Origin of the sequence: Micromonospora sp. DT15 (assembly GCF_049841475.1) — a bacterium.
Lineage (GTDB): Bacteria > Actinomycetota > Actinomycetes > Mycobacteriales > Micromonosporaceae > Micromonospora.
Map to the genome: position 1 here is coordinate 380529 of NZ_JBNCKJ010000007.1, position 24388 is coordinate 404916.

Annotated in this window: 19 protein-coding genes; 10 read left to right on the forward strand and 9 right to left on the reverse strand. The window is 71.4% G+C overall.

What is annotated here, in order from left to right; genetic code table 11:
- Positions 1-272 precede the first annotated feature (272 nt).
- The 5 genes from ACLQ3F_RS18340 (at position 273) to ACLQ3F_RS18360 (ending at position 6221) form a co-directional block, all read left to right on the forward strand.
- Positions 273-1688 carry a PhoH family protein gene (locus ACLQ3F_RS18340; protein ID WP_357202766.1) on the forward strand — a complete coding sequence of 472 codons (1416 nt, stop codon included), beginning with the start codon at positions 273-275 and terminating at the stop codon, positions 1686-1688.
- A 277-nt stretch (positions 1689-1965) separates the two neighbouring features.
- A complete protein-coding gene (locus ACLQ3F_RS18345; RefSeq protein WP_425850282.1) occupies positions 1966-2643 on the forward strand; it encodes a lytic transglycosylase domain-containing protein in 678 nt (225 codons plus the stop codon).
- A gap of 105 nt (positions 2644-2748) precedes the next feature.
- The gene (locus ACLQ3F_RS18350; protein ID WP_357202760.1) at positions 2749-3402 is read left to right on the forward strand and encodes a rhomboid family intramembrane serine protease; all 654 of its coding nucleotides are present in this window, start codon (positions 2749-2751) and stop codon (positions 3400-3402) included.
- A 106-nt stretch (positions 3403-3508) separates the two neighbouring features.
- Positions 3509-4477, forward strand: coding sequence for an NAD(P)/FAD-dependent oxidoreductase (locus ACLQ3F_RS18355; protein WP_355009509.1), 969 nt, complete (start codon positions 3509-3511; stop codon positions 4475-4477).
- A gap of 76 nt (positions 4478-4553) precedes the next feature.
- Positions 4554-6221, forward strand: coding sequence for a hypothetical protein (locus ACLQ3F_RS18360; RefSeq protein WP_425850285.1), 1668 nt, complete (start codon positions 4554-4556; stop codon positions 6219-6221).
- A 19-nt stretch (positions 6222-6240) separates the two neighbouring features.
- Here the strand turns inward: ACLQ3F_RS18360 and ACLQ3F_RS18365 are convergent, their stop codons facing one another.
- Complete coding sequence (locus ACLQ3F_RS18365) at positions 6241-7215, reverse strand: DMT family transporter (RefSeq protein WP_357202754.1); 975 nt, start codon at positions 7213-7215, stop codon at positions 6241-6243.
- Positions 7212-8243 carry a class II fructose-bisphosphatase gene (gene glpX / locus ACLQ3F_RS18370; RefSeq protein WP_357202751.1) on the reverse strand — a complete coding sequence of 344 codons (1032 nt, stop codon included), beginning with the start codon at positions 8241-8243 and terminating at the stop codon, positions 7212-7214. The genes ACLQ3F_RS18365 and glpX overlap by 4 nt, the downstream gene beginning before the upstream one ends.
- Before the next feature lie 159 nt (positions 8244-8402).
- On the opposite strand from glpX, the gene ACLQ3F_RS18375 reads away from it, so the two are divergent.
- Positions 8403-9053 carry a DUF4245 domain-containing protein gene (locus ACLQ3F_RS18375; protein ID WP_425850287.1) on the forward strand — a complete coding sequence of 217 codons (651 nt, stop codon included), beginning with the start codon at positions 8403-8405 and terminating at the stop codon, positions 9051-9053.
- Positions 9054-9260: 207 nt separating this feature from the next.
- Positions 9261-10106: a hypothetical protein gene (locus ACLQ3F_RS18380; RefSeq protein ID WP_357202747.1), complete on the forward strand. Its 846-nt coding sequence runs from the start codon at positions 9261-9263 to the stop codon at positions 10104-10106.
- Positions 10107-10149: 43 nt separating this feature from the next.
- Here the strand turns inward: ACLQ3F_RS18380 and ACLQ3F_RS18385 are convergent, their stop codons facing one another.
- Together ACLQ3F_RS18385 and xseA are read right to left on the reverse strand one after the other, a co-directional pair.
- The gene (locus ACLQ3F_RS18385; RefSeq protein WP_030328827.1) at positions 10150-10371 is read right to left on the reverse strand and encodes an exodeoxyribonuclease VII small subunit; all 222 of its coding nucleotides are present in this window, start codon (positions 10369-10371) and stop codon (positions 10150-10152) included.
- A gap of 45 nt (positions 10372-10416) precedes the next feature.
- Positions 10417-11670 carry an exodeoxyribonuclease VII large subunit gene (xseA, locus tag ACLQ3F_RS18390; RefSeq protein WP_425850322.1) on the reverse strand — a complete coding sequence of 418 codons (1254 nt, stop codon included), beginning with the start codon at positions 11668-11670 and terminating at the stop codon, positions 10417-10419.
- Positions 11671-11842: 172 nt separating this feature from the next.
- Here xseA and ACLQ3F_RS18395 point away from each other — a divergent pair, with 172 nt between their 5' ends.
- Positions 11843-12829, forward strand: a complete 987-nt coding sequence (locus tag ACLQ3F_RS18395; protein ID WP_357202744.1) for a 4-hydroxy-3-methylbut-2-enyl diphosphate reductase — start codon at positions 11843-11845, stop codon at positions 12827-12829.
- A gap of 40 nt (positions 12830-12869) precedes the next feature.
- Entirely contained in the window at positions 12870-13304 is a 435-nt protein-coding gene (locus ACLQ3F_RS18400; RefSeq protein ID WP_112581935.1) for a hypothetical protein, read from the forward strand.
- A gap of 73 nt (positions 13305-13377) precedes the next feature.
- Here the strand turns inward: ACLQ3F_RS18400 and ACLQ3F_RS18405 are convergent, their stop codons facing one another.
- Both ACLQ3F_RS18405 and ACLQ3F_RS18410 read right to left on the reverse strand, forming a co-directional pair.
- The gene (locus ACLQ3F_RS18405) at positions 13378-16674 is read right to left on the reverse strand and encodes a S8 family serine peptidase (RefSeq protein ID WP_425850290.1); all 3297 of its coding nucleotides are present in this window, start codon (positions 16672-16674) and stop codon (positions 13378-13380) included.
- Between the two features lie 137 nt (positions 16675-16811).
- Positions 16812-17987, reverse strand: a complete 1176-nt coding sequence (locus ACLQ3F_RS18410) for a DNA recombination protein RmuC (protein ID WP_357202738.1) — start codon at positions 17985-17987, stop codon at positions 16812-16814.
- Positions 17988-18041: 54 nt separating this feature from the next.
- Between ACLQ3F_RS18410 and ACLQ3F_RS18415 the strand changes: the two genes are divergently transcribed.
- Complete coding sequence (locus ACLQ3F_RS18415; protein ID WP_357202735.1) at positions 18042-18875, forward strand: hypothetical protein; 834 nt, start codon at positions 18042-18044, stop codon at positions 18873-18875.
- 68 nt (positions 18876-18943) lie between these two features.
- Here ACLQ3F_RS18415 and ppc read toward each other — a convergent pair whose 3' ends face one another.
- From ppc to ACLQ3F_RS18430, 3 genes are all read right to left on the reverse strand, one after another.
- Entirely contained in the window at positions 18944-21730 is a 2787-nt protein-coding gene (ppc, locus tag ACLQ3F_RS18420; RefSeq protein WP_425850292.1) for a phosphoenolpyruvate carboxylase, read from the reverse strand.
- Between the two features lie 129 nt (positions 21731-21859).
- Complete coding sequence (locus ACLQ3F_RS18425; protein ID WP_425850294.1) at positions 21860-22912, reverse strand: hypothetical protein; 1053 nt, start codon at positions 22910-22912, stop codon at positions 21860-21862.
- A gap of 165 nt (positions 22913-23077) precedes the next feature.
- Positions 23078-24013, reverse strand: a complete 936-nt coding sequence (locus ACLQ3F_RS18430; RefSeq protein WP_425850296.1) for a cyclase family protein — start codon at positions 24011-24013, stop codon at positions 23078-23080.
- Positions 24014-24388: the final 375 nt, after the last annotated feature.

Sequence of the window (24388 nt, forward strand, 5' to 3'; positions counted from 1 at the left end):
CCGGGTCCGCCGCGTGCGCGACAGTGCCTTTTGACTGGTGCGGGCGTCGACGGAGCGCTGTTCACGAGCGCGTCTTGGGAGATCCACGTTCGGCCCCTAGCCGGGAAGGTCCGGCGGGGCTAGCGTCTAGGCATGGCACGGGGTTCTCCCGAGCCAGCCGGTCCGCCCGGATCTGCGACCTCGCGCATGGGGTTCCGCATCCGACCCCGTGTCCCCGGGCACCGGAGGAGGCGGAACACGGGTGGCGGGTGCCCATCCGTCGGAGCAGGCCTGTGACGACTCGCCGTACCATCGCCGGTGCCGACCAAACCCCGGCCGCGACTGCCACGCCCCGCCGAGCCACCAGGAGCCGCCGTTCGGCGGCCGCCGCGCCGGCCGACCCCAAGGAGCCACGACCAGCCGGCCAGGCCTTTGTCCTGGACACGTCGGTGCTGCTCTCTGATCCGGCGGCGTTCCACCGGTTCGCGGAGCACGAAGTGGTGCTGCCTCTCGTGGTCATCACCGAGTTGGAGGGAAAGCGGCACCATCCGGAGCTGGGCTGGTTCGCCCGGCAGTCGCTGCGGATGCTCGACGACCTGCGGGTTCGGCACGGCCGACTCGACCGCCCGGTGCCCGCCAACGACGTCGGCGGCACCCTGCGGGTGGAGCTCAACCACACCGACGACGGTGTTCTGCCGCCCGGGTTCCGCAACGAGAGCAATGACGCCCGGATCCTCTCCGTCGCGCTCAACCTCGCCGCCGAAGGGCGGGAGGTGACCCTGGTCAGCAAGGACATGCCGTTGCGGGTCAAGGCGGCCTCGGTTGGACTGCGCGCCGACGAGTACCGCCACGGCCAGGCCAGCGACCCGACCTGGACCGGTATGTCGGAGATGGAGTTGAGCGAGGAGCAGATCGGCCAGTTGTACGCCGGCGAGACGCTCGACCTCGACGAGGCGGCCGGGCTGCCCTGCCACACCGGTCTGGTGCTGCACTCGGGGCGTGGCTCCGCGCTCGGTCGGGTGCTGCCGGACAAGTCGGTACGTCTGGTCCGGGGCGACCGGGAGGCGTTCGGGCTGCACGGCCGCTCGGCCGAGCAGCGAGTCGCCCTCGACCTGTTGCTGGACGAGTCGATCGGGATCGTCTCACTGGGTGGCCGGGCCGGCACCGGCAAGTCGGCGCTGGCGCTCTGCGCCGGGCTGGAGGCGGTGATGGAGCGCCGCCGCCACAAGAAGGTGATCGTGTTCCGCCCGCTCTACGCCGTCGGTGGCCAGGAGTTGGGCTACCTGCCGGGCTCGGAGTCGGAGAAGATGTCGCCGTGGGCCCAGGCGGTCTTCGACACGCTCGGCGCGGTGGTGCACGAGAACGTGCTGGAGGAGGTCACCTCGCGGGGCATCCTCGAGGTGCTGCCGCTGACCCACATCCGCGGGCGCAGCCTGCATGACGCCTACGTGATCGTGGACGAGGCCCAGTCGCTGGAGCGCGGGGTGCTGCTGACCGTGCTGTCCCGGATCGGGCAGGGCTCCCGGGTGGTGCTCACCCACGACGTGGCCCAGCGGGACAATCTGCGGGTCGGCCGGCACGACGGGGTGACGGCTGTCATCGAAGCGCTCAAGGGTCATCCGCTCTTCGCGCACGTCACCCTCAGCCGTTCGGAGCGATCTCCGATCGCGGCGATGGTCACGGACCTTCTGGAGGACATCCCGATCTGACGGGTGATATGCGGGCTTTCGTCCGTATTTTCGGTGTGGCGCAGATCACAAAGTGCCTGGTTGGTTTCCCATCAGCCTCACTGTGCGCAATCGTGTCCCACGAGCGTCCACGCACCACCGGAATCGTTGGTGATCGTTCGTCCCGAGACGGACGACATCGGCGAAGGTCGGTGCGTCGGCGCGACCGGCAACCGGTCGGGGCGCTCGTGGCACGGCTGACGGCCCACCTGTGGTCTGCGCCGCGCCGCGTCCTTGCTCCCGACGAAGGGACCACTTCGTGAGTCGGCTGTGGAGCCGGTTGGGCGCCCGTACGGCTGCTGTCGCGCTGCTCTCCGTGGGCGTTGCCGGTGGCTTCTACCTGGGCGAAGACCGGGAAACCCAGCAACAGGGTCTGACCGAGCAGGTCAGTCTCGAGGTCGACCGGGCCGACCTCGCGTACCAGCGCGAGCGGCAGGCCGCCCACCAGGTGCAGTTCTCCAAGCAGCGGGCCGCCGAGTACCAGGCCAAGCTGCGGGCGAAGCAGGCCGCCAAGGAAGCCGCCGAGCGGGCCCGCAGGGCCGAGGCCGCCGCGGCGTCCCGTAAGCGCGAGCGCGCCGCAGCCAACGCACCCGCCAAGCCGTACGCGGGGAAGATCCCGGCGTCCTGCGAGGAGTACAGCGGCAACCGCAAGGTCGGCTGTGCCCTGATGATCGACAAGGGCTTCGGTATCGCCGAGTTCCCCTGTCTGGAGAAGCTCTGGACCAAGGAGAGCGGCTGGAACCACAAGGCCGCCAACTCGTCCTCCGGCGCGTACGGCATCCCGCAGTCGTTGCCGGGCAGCAAGATGGCCTCGGTCGCTTCCGACTGGCGCACCAACCCGGCCACCCAGATCATCTGGGGGTTGGGTTACATCAAGGGCCGGTACAAGACGCCCTGCGGCGCCTGGACCTACTTCCAGAACAACGGGCACTACTGACGCTGTCGACGCGGGGCGGGTGGGCGACCACCCGCCCCGCTGTCGCGCGTACCCAGGACGGGACGTGAGTGGCGGTCGGCCGCTTTTGCTGATAGCAGTTGTGGAGTGACCCTGCACCCGTCAAGCGGCGACCCGTTCCGGTTCGGCACCGAGGCGTTCTACGCCTCGCTCGGCCGGGCGTTCGTCGCCATGTGCGCGGTGGTGCCGTTCCTCTTTCTCATCGAGGCCGTCGACCAGGGGCTCGCGTTCGGCCTGGACGCCACCGCCGGCATCATCCCGCAGCGCATCGAGGGTCTGGACGGGGTCTTCTTCTCCCCGTTCCTGCACCACGGCTTCGACCACCTCTACAGCAACAGCATCCCGCTGATCCTGCTGGGCACCTTCGTCCTCGCCGCCGGCGCCCGCCGGTTCCTCTGGTCGACACTGGTCATCATCCTGGTCAGCGGCCTCGGTGTGTGGTTCACCGGCTCACCCAACTCGGTGGTGGTCGGCGCCAGCGGTGTCATCTTCGGCTACCTGGGCATCCTGCTCACCCGAGGCATCGTCGAGCGCAGCTGGTGGAACTTCGCGGTCTTCCTCCTGGTCGGTCTGCTCTACGGCTGGCAACTGGTCGGCATCCTCCCCACCGACGAGCGGATCTCCTGGCAGGGGCACCTGTTCGGCCTGCTCGGCGGGGTGGTGGCGGCGATCCTGTTCCGTCGGCGGCGACCCGCACTGGGCGGCTCGGACTACTCGGGCTCCACGCTCAGCCTGCCCTGAGGCGATTCTCCGGCGCGCCTCTGGGACATGCTTGCCCGACCGTCGCCGCCCGCTTACGGTCGAGATCAGCAAGCGTTGATCCGTGAGCGGAAAGCGACGGTACGCCATGCGCGAGGTCGATGTCGCCGTGATCGGGGCCGGTCCGGCCGGCCTCTTCGCCGCCTACTATGCCGGGTTCCGAGGGCTGTCCGTGGCGGTGATCGACGCGTTGCCCGAGCCGGGCGGCCAGGTCACCGCCATGTACCCGGAGAAGCTGATCCTCGACGTCGCCGGCTTCCCCGCGGTCAAGGGCCGCGACCTGGTGGCCAACCTGGTGGCCCAGGCGGCACCGTTCAATCCGCAGTACCTGCTCGGCACCCGGGCGGAGAAGCTCGCGTACGCCGACGGCCGCCCGGTGCTCGGCCTGGCCGGTGGCGAGCAGCTCGCGTGCGGCGCGGTCGTGGTCACCGGCGGGCTCGGCAGCTTCAGCCCTCGGCCGTTGCCGTGCGCCGACGGCGCCCCCGGCTCGGGGATCCTCTACTTCGTGACCGAGCCGACCGAGCTGACCGATCGGGACGTGCTGATCGTCGGTGGCGGCGACTCCGCGTTCGACTGGGCGCTGGCGCTGCAACCGTTGGCCCGGTCGGTGACCCTGGTGCACCGCCGGGAAAAGTTCCGGGCCCACGCCTCGACTGTCGCCCGGGTGCTCTCCCTGCCGGTGCGGGTGGTGGTCAACGCCGAGGTCACCAGGCTGCTCGGGGACGGCGCGGTGACCGGTGCCGAGGTGACGGTGCGCGGCGGCGCGACCGAGACGCTGCCGGTGGACGTCGTGGTGGCCGCCCTCGGCTTCACCGCCGACCTGGGCCCGCTCGCAGAGTGGGGGCTACGGCTGGACCGCCGGCACATCCTGGTCGACAGTGCGATGGCCACCAACCTGCCCCGGGTCTTCGCGGCGGGCGACATCACCGAATATCCGGGCAAGGTCCGGCTGATCGCCACCGGCTTCGGTGAGGCGGCGACGGCTGTCAACAACGCGGCAGTGGCCATCGACCCGAGCGCACACCTCTTCCCCGGGCACTCCTCCGACGCTGGCTGAGCGTCGGTATCGGACCCAGACCGACCCGAGTCCGACCCGAGTCCGGATCGAGACTGGTCGACCGGATCCTGAGAGGATGACGGGTCCCGAGACACCGCGGGACGGCGCGCCCACCACGCTGTCCTGGCTCTGCCACCCCGCAACCCTGGTCGCGCTGGTCCTGCTGCTGGTCAACGACCATGTGCTGAAGGTGGCCTTCCCTGGCCCGGTGACCGGCAAACTGAGCGACGTCGCCGGCCTGGTGCTGGCACCACCGCTTGTCGCGGTGCTGCTGACTCTCCTGGTGCCACGGCTGCCGTCCCGGGCCGCCGCGCTGGCCGGCCTGGTCGCGGTGGGTGCCGGGTTCGCGGTCGTCAAATCCAGTGGGTACGCCGCCGAACTCGCCTCTTCGGCCTGGACCGTGCTGGCCGGGCCGTCGCTGGTCCGGGCCGACTGGACCGACCTGCTCACCTTGCCGGCGCTATGGCTTTCCTGGTGGAGTTGGACGCGGTCACGTCGCCGCCCGGTGCGCCGACGGACCGCCCGGCTGGTCCGGTTGCTGGTGGTGCTGCCACCGGCGGTGCTGGCGGTGGCAGCGACCAGTGCGATCAACTACCCGTACGCGGTGGGCACCGCGATGCTCGACGGCCAACCGGCGATCTCGGTCGGCAGCGGTTACAGCGAGTCGGACTGGCCGACCAGCCCGTCGGACGGGCAATGGGCGGTCAGCGATGACGGCGCGACCACCTGGCGGCCCGCCACCGATGACGAGAAGCAGCGGCTGTCCCGCCAGGAGACCGGGCAGCAGCAGGCGTGCGCTCCGGATGAGCCCCGGCGTTGCTACCGGGTCGTCACCGGGCATCTGCGGGTCGAGGAGAGTGACGACGCTGGTGCAACCTGGCGGGTGGCCTGGGAGGTGCCCGACGAGCAGCGGGAGGAGTTGGCCCGCCGGTCGCCGAACCCGGGCGAGGTCCAGCGCCACTTCGCCTCCCGCGACCTGGTCGTCTACCCCCATCCCAGGGGCGGTCACGAGGTGCTGGTCGCCAACGGCCGGGACGGGTTTCTGCGCCGCCTGCCCGACGCTTCGTGGCAGCGCGACGGGTTCCTCTTCGAGGAGGGGCAGAGCGCCATGTCGTGGAACGATCCGCCCCAACTGGGCGGTGGCGGTCCCGGTGACCGCGGGACGGACCTGCTGCTCGCCGTCGCGCTTGCGCTGACTCTCGGCTGCGCCGTCGCCGCGCTCGCCGGTCACCTGGCTATCCGCCGTGGTGGAGGCCCGCGCTGGTGGGGGATCGCTGGCAGCGGGGCACTGCTGGTGGCGGGCATCGTGCTGGCCTCGGCCTGGGAGCGTGACGACGACATGCTGGCGTTCATCGCCGTGCCGTTCGTGCTGGCGGTGGGCGTCCTCACCGCGGTGGCCATGATCGTTAGAGCCTCCTACCAGGGTGCTCTGCGTCGGTGGATCAGGTGGGTGATCACCGGGTTCCTCCTCACCGCGTTCCTGGCCGGGCTGCCCCTCGTCGGTTGGCTGTACGGCACCCCGTCGCGGACCCGGTTCGCGGTGGCGATCGCCCTGCTGGCCCTGGTGCCGGGCGTGCTGCTGGCCACCCGGATCGCGGGGCTTGTCGACCCGGCCCGCGCGTTCGAGCGCCGGTACCCGCCGCGCCCGCACTATGCGCCCTATCCGCCGCACGGGCCCTATCCGCCTGCGCCCTATCCCGCGCGCCCGCCGACGGTGCCTGATCCGCCCTACCCGCCGCAGTGATCCTCCGGCGGGCGGCCGGTCAGCGGCGGGGGGCGGGTGGTGCCAGCGCGGCGATCAGCACCGCCACCATTGTCAGCGCGGCCCCGAGCAGGGTGTTCACACCCGGGTGCGAGGCCGCCGTGGGGAGGATCAGGTCCAGCAGGACCGCACCCACGATCTGCCCGGCGATGGTGGCCAGGCCGAGCAGCAGCACACCCGTGAAGCGCACGATCGCGGCGGCGATCGCGATGAACACGATGCCGATCGGGCCGCCCAGGTAGAGCCACGGCTCGGACGGCAGCTCGCCGCCGGGCCAGCCGCGTACGGCGATGTCGATCGCGAACGCGACGAGCAGGGTGGCGGTGCCGACGGCGAAATTCACGAGCGTGGCGGTCAGCGCACTGTCGGCCGCCGCCCGGACCCGACCGTTGACGGCCTGCTGCCAGGCGATACCCACCCCGGCGAGCAGTGGCAGCAGGGCCAGCGCCAGCGCGCCCAGGTCGCCAAGACGGTCGCCGACCGCCAGGCCGACCGCCAGCACGGTGAGCACCGCTCCGGCCAGCCGCTGCCGGGTGACCGGCTGCCGGCCGGTCGGCCCGATACCGGCCCGGTCCACGGCGAGGCTGCTGCCGGTCTGGCCGGCGACCACCGCCACGGTGAAGACCGCCACGCCCAACGTGCCGATCGTGAGGCCCTGGGTGGCCACCAGGAAGGCCCCGCACATCCCGCCGAGGCACTGCCAGGGCCGCAGCGTGCCGGTCCGCAGAGCCCGCCGCGTCGCGACCAGCCCTCGCCGACCACCGGGGGTCGCGGGCACCAGCACCAGCAGCACCAGCAGACCGATGCCGAAAGACACGACCGCGGCGGCGAAACCGTCGTCGAGGCGTACCCCCAGCTCGCCGTTGATGCGCGACTGCACCGCCACCGCGACCCCGGAGGCCGACGCCAGCGCGACGCCGGTGATCCGGCGGGCGGCCGACAGGGTCTGCGGGGTCGCCGTGTCGGCGGCTGTCACTCCTGCTCGGCCAGCGGACGACCGTCGAAGTCGACAGCGGAGTAGAGCGCCAACTTCTCCAACCGGTGATACGAGTCGATCACCCGGATGGTGCCGCTCTTCGAGCGCATCACGATCGACTGGGTGTACGCGCCGCCCGCCCGGTAACGCACCCCGCGCAGCAGGTCGCCCGAGGTGACCCCGGTCGCCACGAAGAAGCAGTTGTCGCCGGTGACCAGATCATCGGTGGCCAGCACCCGGTCCAGGTCGTGCCCGGCGGCGATCGCCTTCTCCCGCTCCTGCTCGTCGCGTGGCCACAGCTTGGCCTGCATCGCACCGCCCATGCACTTCAGCGCGCAGGCGGAGATGATGCCCTCCGGGGTGCCGCCGATGCCCATCAGGACGTCGACGTCCGACTCGCCCCGGGCAGCCGCGATCGTGCCCGCGATGTCGCCGTCGGAGATGAACCGGATCCCCGCCCCGGTCCGGCGGATATCCGTGACCAGGTCGTCGTGACGGCTCCGGTCCAGCACACAGACGGTCACCTCGGAGACGTCGGTGCCCTTGACCTTGGCGATCCGGCGCAGGTTCTCCGCGACACCGGCGTTGATGTCGATCACGTCGGCGTACGCGGGCCCAACGGCGAGCTTCTCCATGTAGAACACGGCGCTGGGGTCGAACATCGCACCGCGCTCGGAGACGGCGAGCACCGCCACCGCGTTCGGCATGCCCTTGCTCATCAGGGTGGTGCCGTCCACCGGGTCGACGGCGACGTCCACCTCCGGGCCTGTGCCGTCGCCGACGTGTTCGCCGTTGAAGAGCATCGGGGCGTTGTCCTTCTCGCCCTCGCCGATCACCACCACACCGCGCATCTGGATCGAGTTGATCAGCTTGCGCATCGCGTCGACCGCGGCCCCGTCGCCGCCCTCCTTGTCGCCCCGACCGACCCAACGGCCGGCGGCCATCGCCGCGGCCTCGGTGACCCGGACCAGGTCGAGGGCAAGGTTTCGGTCGAGATCCTGTGGGATCCGCGTCCTGGTGTTCGTCATGACGGCTACTCCTCCTCGCGACGGTGCGGGGACGACCGGCGGCGGGGAGGCCCCCACTGCCGGCTTTGTCGCTGATCCTCACACGATGGCCGACAGGGCGTCGGCGCGGGGCGGTGATGGCCTGGATACCGCCGGTCGGGCGGCTGCGAAGATAACGGGGTGGAACCCGCACAGCCTGCCGACCGCGTACCCGCCGACAGCACGCCGCCCGACGGTCAGCCGCCGGCCGACGCCCCCGCCGGCCGCAGTGGTGAGCCCGCCGCGACCGACCCGACCCCACCGCCGCCGGCGGCGGTGTCCGGCAAGTCCGAGCGGTCGCCGAAGGACATGGCGATCTCGCTGCTGGTGCTGCTCGTCCCGATCGCGCTGCTCCTGGCGTTCTACCGGGGATTCCTCGGCGGCGACCAGGCCACCACAGTCGATCCTGCGCCCGCCATCGAGCAGGCACGTTCGGCGAACGTCTTCCCGGTGAGCCAGCCGCAGGGGCTCGGCGCCGACTGGAAGACGGTCAGCGCCCGCTACCAGACCGTCGAGGGCGGTGCGAACCTGCGGCTCGGCTACCTCACGCCGGAGGGGCGGGGCGTCCAACTGCTGCAGAGCAGCGTCCCGGCGGACCGCCTGCTCCCCGCCGAGCTGACCAGTCAGGGCCAGCCGCAGGGTCCCACCGAGCTGGCCGGGCGCTCCTGGCAGCTCTACACGGCCCGGGGGAACCAGCAGGCGCTGGTCCTGCTGGAGCCGACCCGCACGGTGATCGTCGTCGGCGACGCCCGGGACAACGAAGTCCGCGAACTGGCCGGCTCGCTGCGCTGACCGGACCCGGTGGAATGGCCCCGTCGGCGCTGAATCTGGGCAACTGGCCCGAAGGGTGATTGTCCGACGCGTCGACAGGGAAGAAGGAGGGGGTGATCCGGGCGCGTTGCTCGGCCCGGGTCGCGCGACGCAGCCGACGGTGCTGCTGCGTCGCCCGGAGTTTCCGGCACCTTCCAGGTCGTCGGGTGACCCCCTTGGGAGACACGTATGACTGTTCGACGACTCGGCGCCGGCCTGGTAGCCGCCGCTCTGATCACGCCCGCACTGGCCGCCTGCGCCAGCGGAACCGGCACCGCCGGATCGACGCCGTCTCCGACGGTGAGCGCGTCCGGGACCGCGAGCCCGTCCGGTGCTCCGGTCGCGGGCGACGCCAAGCAGGCCCTGCTCGACTCCACCAAGGAGATCAGCAACGGGAACTTCCGGTTCACCCTGGCCGGCGCCGGCTCGACGGCGGAGGGGCTCGTGCACCAGCCGAGCCAGAGCGCGGCGATGAAGATCGCGATCGGTGGCCCCTCGTCCGACCTGGCGATGAAGCTCGATGTGATCCACTTCAAGCCGGACAGCTGGGTCAAGCTGGAGCTGAGCGGCCCCACCGCCAACAGCCTGCCCGCCATCAAGCAGCTCAATCTCGGCAAGTACCAGCACCTCGACCAGACCCGGATCAAGGGCAACCGCAGCCTCGGCTTCGACTTCGAGAAGGTCGACCCGGCCGGCAGCGCGGTGCTCACCCAGGGCATCACCGAGGTGCGCAGCACCGGCACCGGCGCGTACGCCGGCACCATCGACGTCACCAAGGCCGCCGAGGCGGGCTCGTTGAACGCCGCCACGATCGCCGCGCTGGGCACCCAGGCGAAGACCGTCCCGTTCACCGCGAAGGTCGACCCGCAGGGCCGGCTCAGCGAGCTGGTGCTGCAGTTGCCGGCCGCCGGGCAGACCACCGCCCAGGAGATCAAGATGACGTACTCCGACTACGGTGCCGCCACCGCCGCGCAGAAGCCGCCGGCGGACCAGGTCGTCGAGGCGCCGGCCGAGCTGTACAGCCTGTTCAACTGACGTGCCGAGGTGGGGCGGCTCCGGCCGCCCCACCGGCGGTCGGTCAGGAAGCGGGCTCCTGCCGGGCGGCGTCGATCCGCGCCCGCGCACCATCCAGCCAGCGTTGACAGATCACCGCCAGCGCCTCGCCGCGCTCCCAGAGGGCCAGCGACTCCTCCAGGGACGTGCCGCCGGCCTCCAGCCGTTCCACCACCGAGGCCAGCTCGGCGCGGGCCTGCTCGTAACTGAGCCGCTCGTCCGGCCCGGCCTTCGTGTCATCAGTCATCGCGTTCATCTCAGCACACCACTCCCCACCGTGCCGCGTCGCCACTCAGCCATCGACAGTGGCGGCCAGCTCGCCGTCGGCCAGTCGTACCCGCAGCGGGTCGCCCTTGCCGACCTCCGCCGCCGCGCGGACCACGTGGCCGTCCGCGCGCTGCACGATCGCGTACCCCCGGTCGAGGGTGGCGGCGGGGGAGAGGGCGCGCAGGCGGGCGAGGGTGTGCCGCAGGTCGTCCTCGGCGGCCCCGAGCCGGTGTTCCAGGCAGCGGCCGGCCCGCTGACGCAACGCGGTCAGCTCGGTCGCCCGATGCTCCACCATCACCTGGGGTCGGGCCAGCACCGGTCGGGAACGCAGCCCGTCCAGCCGGTGCGTCTCCCGGTCGACCAGGTTGCGCACCGCCCGTTCGAGGCGGTGCCGGGCCTGACCGATGAGGCGTACCTCCTCGGTGAGGTCGGGGACGACCCGCTTCGCCGCGTCGGTCGGGGTGGACGCGCGGACGTCGGCGACGTAGTCGATCAAGGGCGCGTCCGTCTCGTGGCCGATCGCGCTGACCACCGGCGTACGACAGCCGAACACCGCGCGACAGAGCGCCTCGTCGGAGAAGGGCAACAGGTCCTCGATGCCGCCGCCACCCCGGGCGATGATGATCACGTCGATGCTCGGGTCGGCGTCCAGCACCTTGAGCGCGTCAACGATCTGTGGCACCGCGGACGGGCCCTGCACGGCCACGTTGACCGTCCGGAACTCCACCGCCGGCCAGCGCCGCCGGGCATTTGTCAGCACGTCCCGCTCGGCCGCCGACGCGCGACCGGTGATGAGTCCGATCCGGCCGGGCAGGAACGGCAGTCGACGCTTGCGGGCGCGGTCGAAGAGCCCTTCGGCGGCGAGCAGCTTCTTGAGCTTCTCCAGTCGGGCCAGCAGCTCCCCGAGCCCCACCTGACGAATCTCGTCGGCCCGCAGGCTCAGCGTGCCCCGGGCGGCGTAGAACTCGGGCTTGGCGTGCAGCACCACACGTGCGCCCTCGCGTAGCTCCGGCGCGCCGGAGTCCAGGACGTCCCGGTTGGTGGTGACGGTCAGGCTCAGATCGGCCGATGGGTCACGCAGGGTGAGGAAGACAGTGCTGGCCCCGGGGCGGCGGCTGATCTGCGCCACCTGCCCGTCCACCCACACCCAGCCCAGTTTGGCGATCCAGGCCCCCACCTTCTGGCTGACCACCCGTACCGGCCAAGGCTCCTCAGCGCTGCTAGCCCCGCCGCCCCCGCCGCCGCCCCCGCCCCCGCCGCTGGCCCCGCCGCTCCCCACCCGCCCGCCCTCGCTCACCCGCCCACCCTACGGACCTCCCCCGCCTGGCCCGTCGATCATGAAGTTATTGCCCTCCGTGCCGGCGTGTCGCAGCAATAACTTCATGATCAACGCAGGGATGGGTGGGGCGCGGGCCGGTGGCGGGTGGAGGGGTGGCACGTACGATGGGGTGGTGACTGAGGCTCAGGCGACTCACCGGACCGGCAAGCGCGTGCTCCTGGCCAAGCCCCGCGGCTACTGCGCGGGTGTCGACCGCGCCGTGCAGACCGTGGAGGAGGCGCTGAAGCTCTACGGCGCCCCGATCTACGTGCGCAAGCAGATCGTGCACAACAAGCACGTGGTGCAGACCCTGGAGGCCCAGGGCGCCATCTTCGTCGAGGAGAACGAGGAGGTGCCGGAGGGCGCCACCGTCATCTTCTCCGCCCACGGTGTGGCGCCGGAGGTCTACGAGCAGGCCAAGGCGCGTTCGCTGAAGGCGATCGACGCGACCTGTCCTCTGGTCACCAAGGTGCACCACGAGGCGCGGCGCTTCGCGGCTGAGGACTACGACATCCTGCTCATCGGCCACGAGGGGCACGAAGAGGTCATCGGCACCGCCGGTGAGGCCCCCGCGCACATCCAGCTGGTGGACGGCCCCGACGGCGCCGACAAGATCACCGTACGTGATCCGGAGAAGGTGGTCTGGCTCTCCCAGACCACGCTCTCGGTCGACGAGACGCTGGAGACGGTGGCCCGCCTCAAGCAGCGGCTGCCGCTGTTGCAGTCCCCGCCCAGCGACGACATCTGCTACGCCACCTCCAACCGGCAGCACGTGATCAAGGAGATCGCCGCCGACTGTGACGTGGTGATCGTGGTCGGCTCGACGAACTCCTCCAACTCGGTCCGCCTGGTCGAGGTCGCCCTGGACGCCGGCGCCCGCGCCGGTCACCTGGTCGACTTCGCGCACGAGATCGACGACGCCTGGCTGGAGGGGGCCACCACGGTTGGCCTGACCTCGGGCGCGAGCGTCCCGGACGACCTGGTCCAGGAGGTGCTGGTCCACCTCGCCGCCCGCGGCTTCGCCGACGTCGAGGAGATCACCACCGCCAACGAGCGGCTCACGTTCTCGCTTCCGCAGGAGCTGAGGCGGGACATGAAGGCCGCCGCGGCGCGCGGCTGAAGCACGGAACGAATTCGGGTCGGCCTACGTCAGATTCGGCATGAGGACTCTTCGGCTCGCCGTCCCCGCGCTGGCCGTCTGCGTGGCGCTGAGCGCCTGCGGCGGCCAGGGTGTCGGGGGCGGCACACCCACCCCGACACCGACGGGAGCGCAGCCGGTGACCAGCCAGCCCACGCCCGACCCGACGCCCTCGCCGGAGACCGGCACCCGGAGCGTGCCGCCCGGACTGAAAACTCCGAAACCGGGCGGCCCGAGCACGCCGCCGGGCGTCGGGGCCACCACCCTGAGCGGCACCGTGCAGGGCGGTGTGGAGCCCGGCTGCGTGCTGCTCGACGGTTACCTGCTGCTCGGCGGCCCGCGTGAGGTGCTGACGCCGGGCGCCCGGGTCGAGGTCACCGGTCGGGTGGAGCCCGGCATGATGACCACCTGCCAGCAGGGCACCCCGTTCGTCGTGACGGCAGCCCACCGGTCCTGACCCTTCCCACCCCTGACATGCGGGAGCCCGCCCCCGAACGTGGGGACGGGCTCCTGCCGGTGTTACGAGCGGATCAGTTCACCGCCCCGATTGACACGTTGCCGCGACCCACGATCGCACCCTCGCTGGTGACGATCGCCAGTTCACCGGAGAGCTGACGCCCGTCGGCCGGAACGGCCACCGCGGTCACCGTGCCGGTGATGGTGGCCGACTCGCCGTGCATCAGCGGCACCGCGACGGCCGGAGCGGTGATCGTGCCCAGCGACGCCGACGCGAACGCGTCGTAGTAGTCGTAGGCCGTGCTGGTCCCGGGCCCGTCGACCCCGTACGGCTCCACCACGACGCGGTAGGTGCCGGCGGCCGGGTTGGTCAGCGTGACCGCCTCCTCCGAGTCGCCGTCAGCGGCCCGGCCGACCTCGGTGGTACCCCGGTAGACGAACAGGTCCAGGTCGGCGCCCGCGTTGGCGGGGTTGCCGATCCGGGCGGTGAACGTCGACGTACCCGTTGGGATCTCGACGGTCCACTCCTGGTTGGGACCGCCCTCGGTGATGGTCGGACGCTCGGTCCGCACACCGGTCAACGCGCCGCTGCGGCCGCTGACCGAGACCGGACCGAAGGCGTTGGTGACCTTCCAGCTCACCGGGGTCGGCTCACCGGCCTCGACACTGGGCAGCTCGACCAGCGCCGGCTCGACCGTCAGGCCCTGCACCCGCGCCTGGAGCTTGAACGGGTTGTTCAGCGCCGGGGACGTCCGCCGCGCCTCCACCTCGATCTCCCAGACCCCGGGAAGCGGGTTCTGGTAGTCACGCTCCTGCGGCTTGCAGACGTTGACGTCGGAGAAGTTGGTGTAGCAGACGGTGCTGGTGGTGGCCTCCACCGGCACACCCAACGGGTTGATCGCGATGAACCGGGTCTGCGAATCGGTGGCGATCCCGGAGAGGTTCACCTGGAGTGCCTTGGCGCCCTCCGGCACCGTGACGAAGTACGACGTGAAGCCGTTGCGGTCGACCGAGCCCTCGTTCGCGTACGAGAAGGTGGGCTTCTTCACGTCGTTCGAGGCCACCACCACTGTGGACACCTCGAAGTCGACGACGTTGGTGGCCGGGTCGTCGATCCGCACGATCGCGCCGTGCGCGCCCTCGGTGGCCGGCTTGGCGGTGACGCTGATGGTGACGGCCTTGTTGAGCGGCAACGCGACGGTCTTCGGCGCCTTGAAGGTGCCGTCGTTGCCCTGGAGCGTGATGGTGTGCTTGATGGTGCCGGCCGGGCCGCTGGTGCGGGTGAGCTTGACCGGGTACGTCTTGCTCTGGCCGACCTTGTGGCCGCCCTCGGACGAGGTGCAGCGGTTGTAGACGCCGGTGCCCCGGCCCGGGTTCGGCACGAACTTCACGCCGTTCCAGATGGTCAGCTGCTCCGCAAGGGGGCTGCAGACCGGCGCGTCGGAGACGTACGACCGGGTTTCGACGCCCTGGCGCAGCAACTGCCAGGCGCCCGGAACGTTGACCATGCCGTAGCCCTGCGCGTACGTCGGCACGTCCGCGATCGGCTTGGCGGAGCTGAACAGCGCCCGCCGCAGTGCGGCCGGGCTGACGCCCCGGTCGGTGGCCTTGGCCGCCGAGAGCAGCAACGCGCCGGCGCCGGCGGTCTGCGGAGACGCCATCGAGGTGCCGTTCAGCATCGCGTAGCCCGGAGGCAGCGCGTAACCGGCCTCGGGGACCGGGGCTCCGAGCTGCCAGGTCGGTGCGGTGGAGATGGCCGAGCCGGGGGCGGCGATGTTCGGCTTGAAGCCGCCGTCCTCGCGCGGGCCACGGGAGGAGAAGTTGAACAGGGCGTTCTTCTTCTTCACGACCGAGCCGTAGTTGGCCAGCCAGGTGTCCTTGCTGATGTTGGCGGCAACGCTGATCACGTTGCTGGCCACCGACGGGTCGCCGACGGTGTTAAGACCCGGGCCGGAGTTGCCGGCCGAGATGACCAACTGCACGCCGTACGTCTCGATCAGTTCGTTGTAGAGGTTCGTCCGCGCGTTGTTGCCGTCGTTCAGGCCCGGAAGGCCACCGATCGACATGTTGACGATGTCGACGCCACGGTTGGCCACCAGGTCGATCATGCCGGTGGTGAGGGCAGCCGCGCTGCAGCCGCCGCCCCAGGAGCAGGCGCGGGCGGAGACCAGCTTGGCACCGGGCGCGGCGCCGTCGAAGGCTCCGTTGCCGAGCATGTCGTTGGCGGCGGTGATGCCGGCGACGTGGGTGCCGTGGGTGCTCTCGACGATGCCGATGTTGACGTAGTCGTAGGTGCCCGGCAGGCCGATGGGCGTGGTGTTCACGTTCTTGCGGAACTCGACGACGAAGGGCTGCCGCTCAGCGACCGGGGTCGCCGGGTTGTCGGTACCGAAGTAGCCGATGTCGTACTTTTCCTTGTACGGCCGCATAACCGGGTCGTCGGTGAAGTTGAGGTTCTGGTTGGCGTCCACCCGGATGTTGTTGGTGGCCGGGTCGAAGAGCACACCCCAGGTGTCGGTCGTGTCGCCGTCGCGGTTGACGTCACCCCGGGCGTCGCTCGCTGCGGTGACCGACTCGCTGAACAGGTTGAACCGGTACGTGCCGGCCGGTGCCGTCCAGGTGCCGCCGGCGATGGTGAACGACGGGCCGGTGACCTCGGCCTGCATCCGCCGCCACGAGCCGTCCTCCAGCGGATCGGTAGCGGTGACCCAGTCGACGATCTTGCGCTCGCCGGTGGTGGTCTGCTGCAACGCCGGGTGCGCCAGGTCCACACCGGAGTCCATGATGCCGATCGTGACGCCCCGGCCGTCCCACTCGGGGTGGGCCGCGGTGAACGCCACCGCGCCGGTCTCGTTCGTCGGCATGTAGGGGTTGTCGGCCGGGGTGGTCTCTCCCGGCGCCGCGACGGCGGCCTGCCGCGCTCCGGCGGTGCCGGTGGCGGTGCGCTCCGGGGCCGGGTCCGGCAGTTGGATGACCTCGTCCAGGTCGACGGCCAAGACGCCCGGCAGCCGTGCCGCCTTGAGGACCCGGTCGGTCGGAACCTTGGCCAGCACGAAGCCGACCCTGTCCTGCCGCTGGCTGACAGTGCCGCCGAGCTTGGTGAGGCTGTCGGCGACGTCCCCGGCCTCACCCTTCTCGGTGGCGACGATCAACGTGACGGTCGGAGCCTTCTTGGCGCGGGCCTCACTGAGCAGTTTGGCGTCGTGGGCGCCCAGCGTCTCGGCGGCGGTGGCCGGGGAAGCGTCCGGTGTGGTGGCGGGAGCGGCGGCCGCGGTGGCGGCACCACCCATCGTCGTCATGGCGCTCGCCGCCAGGACCGACGCGAAGAGCGCGGCTGAGGTGCGCCGGCTCATATTTCGGAGTCTGCTCACGTTCTCTTTACCTCCAGAGAACAGGGCCCTTCAGAGAAGGGCGCTCGGGTGAGCAGAATCTTTCGTGGTGGCGGTGAGCACTGTCACTACTGGTCAGTCCCTTGTGACCAGTTCGTGACATGCGGGTATACGTACTGTCACATGATTGGCGAGCGGTTCGAGACCTCGTCACCGGCCGGGTCGGCCAGCTCGGGTGCCTGCGGTTGCCGGGGCGTCAACTCGACCTGGGCCGGGGTGGCCAACTCGTCGTCCGACACGCCCAACTCGGCGAGCTTGCGGGCGCTGACCAGCACCCGGGCCTCCAGCGAGCCGACCGCCCGGTTGTAGGCGGTCACCGCACCGGCCAGCGAGGACCCGAGCTTGCCCACGTGGTCGCCCAGGGTGGAGAGCCGGCCGTACAGCTCCCGGGCGAGAGTGTGCACGGCGAGCGCGTTGCGGGCCAGTGCCTCCTGCCGCCAGGAGTAGGCCACGGTGCGGAGCAGCGCGACCAGTGTGGCCGGCGTGGCGAGCACCACGTTGCGGGTGAAGGCGTGTTCCAGCAGCGACGGGTCTCGCTGGAGCGCGACGTCGAGGAACGGGTCGGCCGGGACGAACAGCACCACGAACTCGGGTGAGTTGTCGAACGCCGACCAGTACGACTTGGCGGCCAGGGCGTCGACGTGCCCCCGCAGGTGCCGCGCGTGCGCGTCGAGGTGGGTGTCCCGGCCGCGCTCGTCGCGGGCCTCCATGGCCGTCAGGTACGCGTCGAACGGGGCCTTGGCGTCCACCACCACCGAGCGACCACCGTGCAGGCGAACCACCAGATCCGGTCGGACGACCTGCTGGTCGGTGGCGGCGGTGACCTGCTCGGAGAAGTCGCAGTGCTCCAGCATTCCGGCAGCCTCGACGATCCGGCGCAACTGGTGCTCGCCCCAGCGGCCCCGCACCTGCGGTGCGCGCAGCGCCGCCACCAACTGCTTGGTCTCGGTACGCAGCTCACCGGAGACCGCGTTCATCGAGCGGACCTGCTCACGCAGCTCGGCGTACGCGTCGACGCGGTCGTGCTCCAGCTCGGCCACCCGCTGCTCGTAGCGGCGCAGGGTGTCGTGCAGCGGCGCGACCGCCCGGGCCACCGCCTCCTGGGACTGTGCGGTGGCCTCGTAGCTCAGCGCCCGCATGGACTGCTCCAGCCGACCCTCGCCCTCCCGGGTGGCGGCCAGGGTGGCATCCAGTCGGGCGATGTCAGCGGCCGACCGGGACCGGGCCGCGAGCCAGCCCACCGCCCCGCCGGTGCCGAGGCACACGATCACCAGGAGCAGCGTCGAGACGTCCATCACCGGAGCTTGCCAGACGGATACGACGTGCGACCCGGGGGTACGTTCGATGACATGGAACTTGTGCTCTGTCTCGCCGTTGTGCTGGTCGGCGCGCTGGGCGCCGCCGCGCTCGTCCGCGCTCAGGCCGGTGCCCGTCGGCGCACCGAGCTCGGCGACGCCCGCGCGGAGGCGCAGCGGTGGTACGAGCGCCTCGGCGGCCAGTTGATGAACCTGCACGGCGACGACCCGGCGGTACGCCAGGCGCTTGCCGACGCCGGTGAGCGGTACAACGCGGCGGGCTCCCAGCTGGAACAGGCGTCCACGCCGCACCAGTTCGGGCTGGCCCGGGAGACCGCGCTGGAGGGTCTGGCGTACATCCGGGCGGCGCGCACGGCGCTGGGCATCGATCCGGGCCCCGAGGTGCCGACCCTGGCCGCCGCCCGCGGAGTGGGGCAGCTCACCAAGGAGCGTGAGGTCGATGTGCAGGGGCAGACCTTCCGGGCCGGGCCGCAACCCGGCCGGGAAACGCCCTACTACTACCCGGGTGGGCGTTATCAGGGTCGACCGGTGCCCGCCGGCTGGTATTCGACGCCCTGGTGGAAGACGGCGCTGGGTGCCGGTGCCGGTGTGCTCGGCGGCATCCTGATCGCCGACGCGCTCTTCTCGCCCGCCTTCGCCGACCCCGGGTACGGCTACGACGCTGGCTACCAGGAGGGCTTCGGTGACGGCGTCGACCAGGGGGGCGACGGCGGCGACCAGGGCGGGGACTTCGGCGGCGGCGACCAGGGCGGCGACTTCGGCGGCGGCGACTACGCCGGTGGTGACTTCGGCGGCGGTGACTTCGGTGGCGGCGGTTTCGGCGGTGGCGACTTCGGGGGCGGGGACTTCGGCGGCGGCGACTTCTGACGGTCGTTCAGACCCACCGAAACGGGCCCCGGTCGCAACGACCGGGGCCCGTTTTCCGTACCTCTTGATCAGCCGGTGTTGCGCATCCCGGCCGCGATGCCGTTCACAGTGGTGAGCAGCGCGCGTTCCAGGGCGGTGCCGTCGCTCGGCGCGCGTCGGCCGCCCGGTGCGGTGGCGACCGCCCGGCCGGCGGCACCCGACTCCCGGTACTGCCGCAGCAGCGCCACCTGGAGATGGTGCAGAGGCTCCAGGTAGGTGTCGCGGACGGCCAGGGTGCGCTGGAGCACCGGCGAGTTCTCCAACAGGGCCGGTGCGGCGGTCACCGCCAGCACCTCCCGCTTGGTCAGCTCGTACTCCTGCTCGATCTGCTCGAAGATCGGGTGCAGCTTCTTCGGCACCAGCGTCTCGACGTACCGGCGGGCGATGCTCAGGTCGGTCTTGGTCAACATCATCTCGACGTTCGACAGGAACGTGCGGAAGAAGTGCCAGTTGCGGTGCATCTCGGCCAGCACGTCCGCCAGACCGGCCTCGCGGGCGGCGGCCAGCCCGGAGCCGACGCCGAACCAGCCCGGCACGATCTGCCGGGTCTGCGTCCAGCCGAACACCCACGGGATGGCCCGCAACCCGGACAGCCCGGCGCCGGTGTTCGGGCGCTTCGCCGGCCGGGAGCCGATGTTCAGTGCGCCGAGCAGCTCTGTCGGGGTGGACGCCCAGAAGTACGCGGGCAGGTCCGGGTCCTCGACGAGCGACCGGTAGGACCGGAACGCCGACTCGGAGACCACGTCCATCGTCGCGTCCCAGCGCTCCAACATCTCGGCGGGCTGCCGGGGTGCGGTGTGCAGCAGGGTCGCCTGGAGCACAGCGGCGAGGGTGAGCTCCAGGTTCTCCCGGGCCAGCGAGGGCAGGGTGTACTTGTCGGAGATCACCTCGCCCTGCTCGGTCACCTTGATGGCGCCGTCCATGGTGCCGTACGGCTGAGCCAGGATCGCCTCGTGCGTCGGCCCGCCGCCGCGCCCGACAGTGCCGCCCCGGCCGTGGAAGAGCCGCAGGTGCACACCGTGCCGGGCGGCCACGTCGCGCAGCGCGCGCTGCGCCCGGTGGATCGACCACTGGCTGGTCGTGATCCCGGCTTCCTTGTTCGAGTCGGAGTAGCCGAGCATGACCTCCTGCACGTCACCCCGGGCGCTCACCAGCGCCCGGTACGCGGGCAGCGACAGCAACTCGTCGAGGAGTTCGCCGCCGGAGTTCAGCTCGGCCGGGGTCTCCAGGAGCGGCACGAACCCGACCCGGGCCCGCCCGCTGTGCACGTCCACCAGGCCGGCCTCGCGGGCCAGCACCACCGCGGCGAGCACGTCGTCGACACCCAGGGTCATCGAGATGATGTACGACTCGATCACCTCGGCGCCGAACCGGTCCTGTGCCTCCCGGATGGTGCTGAACACGTCGAACGTCTTGCGGGCCGGCTCGGACAGCGACGTGTCCAGCGTCGACAACGGACGGCGACCGGTCAGCTCGTCGGCGAGCAGCTTGGTGCGTTCCAGCCGGGTCAGCGCCGGGTAGTCGGAGACCTCGCCGACCGCCTCGTAGAGCTGCGCGAGCACCGCGTGGTGCGCCTCGGCGTGCTCCCGGACGTCCATGGTGGCCAGGTGCAGGCCGAACGCGGAGACCGTACGGATGGTGGAGGCCAGCCGGCCGACCGCGGTGAGCTGCCCGGAGTTGCGGGCCAGCGAGGCGCGCAGCAGGTCCAGGTCGGCGATCAGCTCGGCGGAGCCCCGGTAGTCCCGGCCCGGTACGTGTGCGGTGCCCTGGCGCAACCTCAGCCGGGTGTTGGCGAGCTTCGCCTTCACGCAGCGTGCCTTGAGCCGGTACGGCTCCTCCGCGTTGACCCGGCGGAAGCGCTGTGCCACCTCGGGCAGCGCGTCCAGGTCGGCGGCGAGGCTGGCGGAGAGGTCCAGGGAGACCCCGCGCAGTCGGCGGGACACCGAGACCTCGTTGATCAGGTGGTCCATCGCCTTCTCGGTGGCCGCGATCCCGTGCTCGTGCTGGATGGTCAGCACCTCGCGGGTGACCGCCGGGGTGACGAACGGGTTGCCGTCGCGGTCGCCGCCGATCCAGGTGCCGAAGCTCAGCGGCCGGGCCGTCGGTGAGGTCTCCACACCGAGCGTGCGCAACGTGTCGGCCAGGTCGTCGAGCACCTGCGGGGCGGCCTCGGCGTACAGGTCGCGCAGGTAGTAGATGGCGTTGCGGGCCTCGTCGGTCGGGTCCGGCCGGTCGAGCCGCAGCTCGTCGGTCTGCCACATCAGGTCCAACAACTCGGCCAGCCGGCGGTTGGCCGGGCCCTCGTCGCTGGCGCCGTAGAGGATCGCGTTGGCGGTCTCGGTGTCCAACTCGTCGGCGATCGCCCGCAACTTGGACAGGATCGAGCGACGAGCCGCCTCGGTCGGGTGCGCGGTGAAGACCGGTCGCACCGCCAGCCGGCGAGCCGCGTTGGCGATCTCCTCGGCCGGCACCCCGCGCTCGGCGATCATCTTGGCGGCCTGGTCCAGCCAACCGCCCTGCACCGCGCGGCGGCGGCGCAGGTCCCGTGCCCGGTGCACCTGTTCGGTGATGTTGGCCAGGTGGAAGTAGGTGGAGAAGGCGCGAGCCAGCTTGGTGCCGGTGGTCACGTCGAGCCCGCCGAGGCGCTGGGCGGCCGCCGGGGCGTCGGAGCGGACCTGGGCGCGGATCTCCTCGACGAGGTCGAGCAGCGGGCGACCCTCCTGGCGGGCCAGGGTCTGGCCGAGCAGGGTGCCGAGTCGGCGAATGTCGGCGCGCAGTGCGGCGTCCGGGCCGTCGTGGTCGTGCTGATCGGTCACGATGCGCTCCCTTACGTGGATACGAAGGACAGCGCTGTCCGACTTACTGGATGGTATCCGCGCGCAACGGATGTCTGGAGGGCCCCCTGGTGATCCACTGCCCTGGGAGGGGTGTTTTCCGGGGTGATCTCAACCACCGTCGCGGTCCGGCGAGAGGCCCGAGCGGGTCGTTGCAGGGCCGGAGGGGACGGCCCGGCGACCCCGGACCAGGCTCGCGCTGACGAGTCCGAGCCCTCCGAGCACCGCCCAGATCCCGAGGGCGGAAGCCGGCCAGCCGGCCGACCGCCAGTCGAAGTACACGGCGGCCTTGGTCAGGTCGTTGGCGAGCCCGGGGATGTTCCAGCGGTGCATGCCGCGCAGCACCCCGGGCAGGAACTCGGGCGCGTAGATGCCACCGGAGCCCGGGTTGCCGAGCACCACCAACAGCAGGATGACCAGCGCGGTGCCCGCGACGCCGAGCCAGCCCTGAATGGCGCTGGCGAACATGGCGGCGGCGAAGACGGCCAGCGCGCCGATGGCGGCGATCGTCGGTACGTCGCCGTGCCAGATGTCCAGAACGGGTCCGACCACCACCGCGCCGGCGATGCCGAGCAGCACGCTGTAGACCGCCAGGGCGGCGATGCGCAGTCCGGCTCGTCGCGCCGTACGGGGGGTGGTGCCGGCGGATATCCCGAGCACCGTCGAGGCGAGATAGCCGCCGAGGACGTACCCGACGTTCAGGTAGAAGGGCACCACCCCGCGCGGGTCGGTCGGGTTGACCGGCACCTTGTCGACGATCTGGAGCGCGGTGCCGGTGCGGGTGGTGGCGGTGCCGAGGACCTCCTTGATCGCGCTGGTGGCGGAGGGGCCGGAGGCGCTCGCCACGGTGAGGAGCAGGCCGTTGTCTCCTCCGGTGCTGAGTACGGCGTACACCGCTCGGCTGAGCAGTGCGTGCTCGGCGGCGGCCGGGTCGTCGTACCCGATGGGTTTGAGGATGGTGGTCTGGGCGCGCACGGCGTCGAGCGTCGCCTGGGCGCGTTGGTCGCCGGAGACGACGCCGATCGGCACGTCGCGCGGTGTGGGCTGGTGCAACGCGCCGACGTAGGCCGCGATGAACGCCGTGGCCAGTACGAGGGTGCCGAGGAGCAGTCCGATGCTGCGGGGCGCCCAGTCGCGAGTTGTGCCGCGCGATTCCTTGTCCACGTTGTTAGCCTATGGTCTGTTTTGTGGGCCGCACTGTGGAACCAACTCGTCGCCCCGGCGGCCCGGTGGCGACCGCCGCTGGCCGTGCGGCAGGCGTCGCGGGTGGCGTCAGGGGGCGCGGGTGGCGTCAGGGGGCGCGGGTGGCGTCAGGCGTCGCAGGTCGCGTCAGGGGTTGACGATGGCGAAGGCGCGGACCGGAAAGGTGCCCATGCCGGCCACCATCGGCGGGGCAGCGGTGAACCGGAACCCGCTCGGCGGCAACGCGTCCAGGCCGGTCAGGTGCTCCACGATCGGGATGCCGGCGGCGAGCAGCGTGCTGTGCGCGGGGCGTACGCCGGCGGCCGTCGGGCTCATGTCGTCGATGTTGATCGAGTCGATGCCGACCAGGGCCGCCCCCGCCTCGACAAGCGCCTGGGCGGCGTCGCCGGTCAGGTACGGCGCTTCCGGAGCAGCGTACCGGTCGGTGCCGAAGTGCGCGTCCCACCCGGTGTGCAGCAACACCGCCCGGCCGCTCACCTCGTACGGGGCCAGCATCAGCCGGTCCACCGCGCGGATGCCGGCCGGCACCCGGACCACAACCCCCGGTAGGTCGGCGAGACGGTCCAGCGACACAGCGGTCAGGTCGTCCCTGCCGGCCCAGCGGTGGGCGGGCGTGTCCAGGTACGTGCCGGTGTTGGCGATCATCTCGATTCGGGCCACGTGGAACTCGGTGTCCGGGGCGTACCGCTCGCGGGATGCCGCGAAGGTCAGCCAGTCGGTGATCCGGGGGCCCGGCCAGCCCGGCAGGGTGGTCATCCCGTCGCGGATCACGTGGCTCAGCTCGACCAGCCGGCGTTCGGCACCGGATCCGTCGACCGCGACACCCCGGCCGCCCTTGTGCGGCTCCTCGACGATCGTCTTGGCGCTGATCCGGACGTCGGCGACCATCAGCAGCCCGAGGTGCCGGACGAACAACGCCGCGAGGTCGTCGTCGGTGATCTCCCGACCGGGAATGTCCAGCCGGAACCCCTCGGTACGCAGACCGCCGCCGTTGGCGAAGCTCACCTCCGCGTCGAACTGTGCCCGCCACTGCTCACCCATCTCGAAACCCGACCACGCCATCCGGCGACCGTCAAGATCCGCGAGGCACAACGGCAGGCCGCCGGGTGTCCGGCCCGGCGGGATCCGCGGGCCGGTCCGGCCGGGTCCGTGAAGACGGCCGGTCCGGCCGGGGCCGTGAAGATCCGCTCAATTGCAGGGAAAGTGCTGCCTCGGCGCGCTGTGACGCCGCAAGTTCCCCGAAGTTGAGCGGATCTTGTCGCGAAGTAGGCCGACTCGGACCCAAGATCGCGCAATATCCAGGATGTAGTGGTCTCGGCGCGTCGCTGATGCCACTACATCCTGGTTTGAGCACGATCTTGGCGCGGGGCGCGGGGCGCGGGGCGCGGGGCGCGGGGCGCGGGGCGCGGGGCGCGGGGCGCGGGGCGCGGGGCGCGG

What these genes read in the sequence shown, in the direction of transcription:
- ACLQ3F_RS18400 (WP_112581935.1), top strand. Translation starts at nt 12,870, where the DNA reads ATGAGGACTCTTCGGCTCGCCGTCCCCGCGCTGGCCGTCTGCGTGGCG.
- ACLQ3F_RS18360 (WP_425850285.1), top strand. Translation starts at nt 4,554, where the DNA reads ATGACGGGTCCCGAGACACCGCGGGACGGCGCGCCCACCACGCTGTCC.
- ACLQ3F_RS18430 (WP_425850296.1), bottom strand. Translation starts at nt 24,013, where the DNA reads ATGGCGTGGTCGGGTTTCGAGATGGGTGAGCAGTGGCGGGCACAGTTC.
- glpX (WP_357202751.1), bottom strand. Translation starts at nt 8,243, where the DNA reads ATGACGAACACCAGGACGCGGATCCCACAGGATCTCGACCGAAACCTT.
- ACLQ3F_RS18415 (WP_357202735.1), top strand. Translation starts at nt 18,042, where the DNA reads ATGGAACTTGTGCTCTGTCTCGCCGTTGTGCTGGTCGGCGCGCTGGGC.
- ACLQ3F_RS18410 (WP_357202738.1), bottom strand. Translation starts at nt 17,987, where the DNA reads ATGGACGTCTCGACGCTGCTCCTGGTGATCGTGTGCCTCGGCACCGGC.
- ACLQ3F_RS18385 (WP_030328827.1), bottom strand. Translation starts at nt 10,371, where the DNA reads ATGACTGATGACACGAAGGCCGGGCCGGACGAGCGGCTCAGTTACGAG.
- ACLQ3F_RS18380 (WP_357202747.1), top strand. Translation starts at nt 9,261, where the DNA reads ATGACTGTTCGACGACTCGGCGCCGGCCTGGTAGCCGCCGCTCTGATC.
- ACLQ3F_RS18355 (WP_355009509.1), top strand. Translation starts at nt 3,509, where the DNA reads ATGCGCGAGGTCGATGTCGCCGTGATCGGGGCCGGTCCGGCCGGCCTC.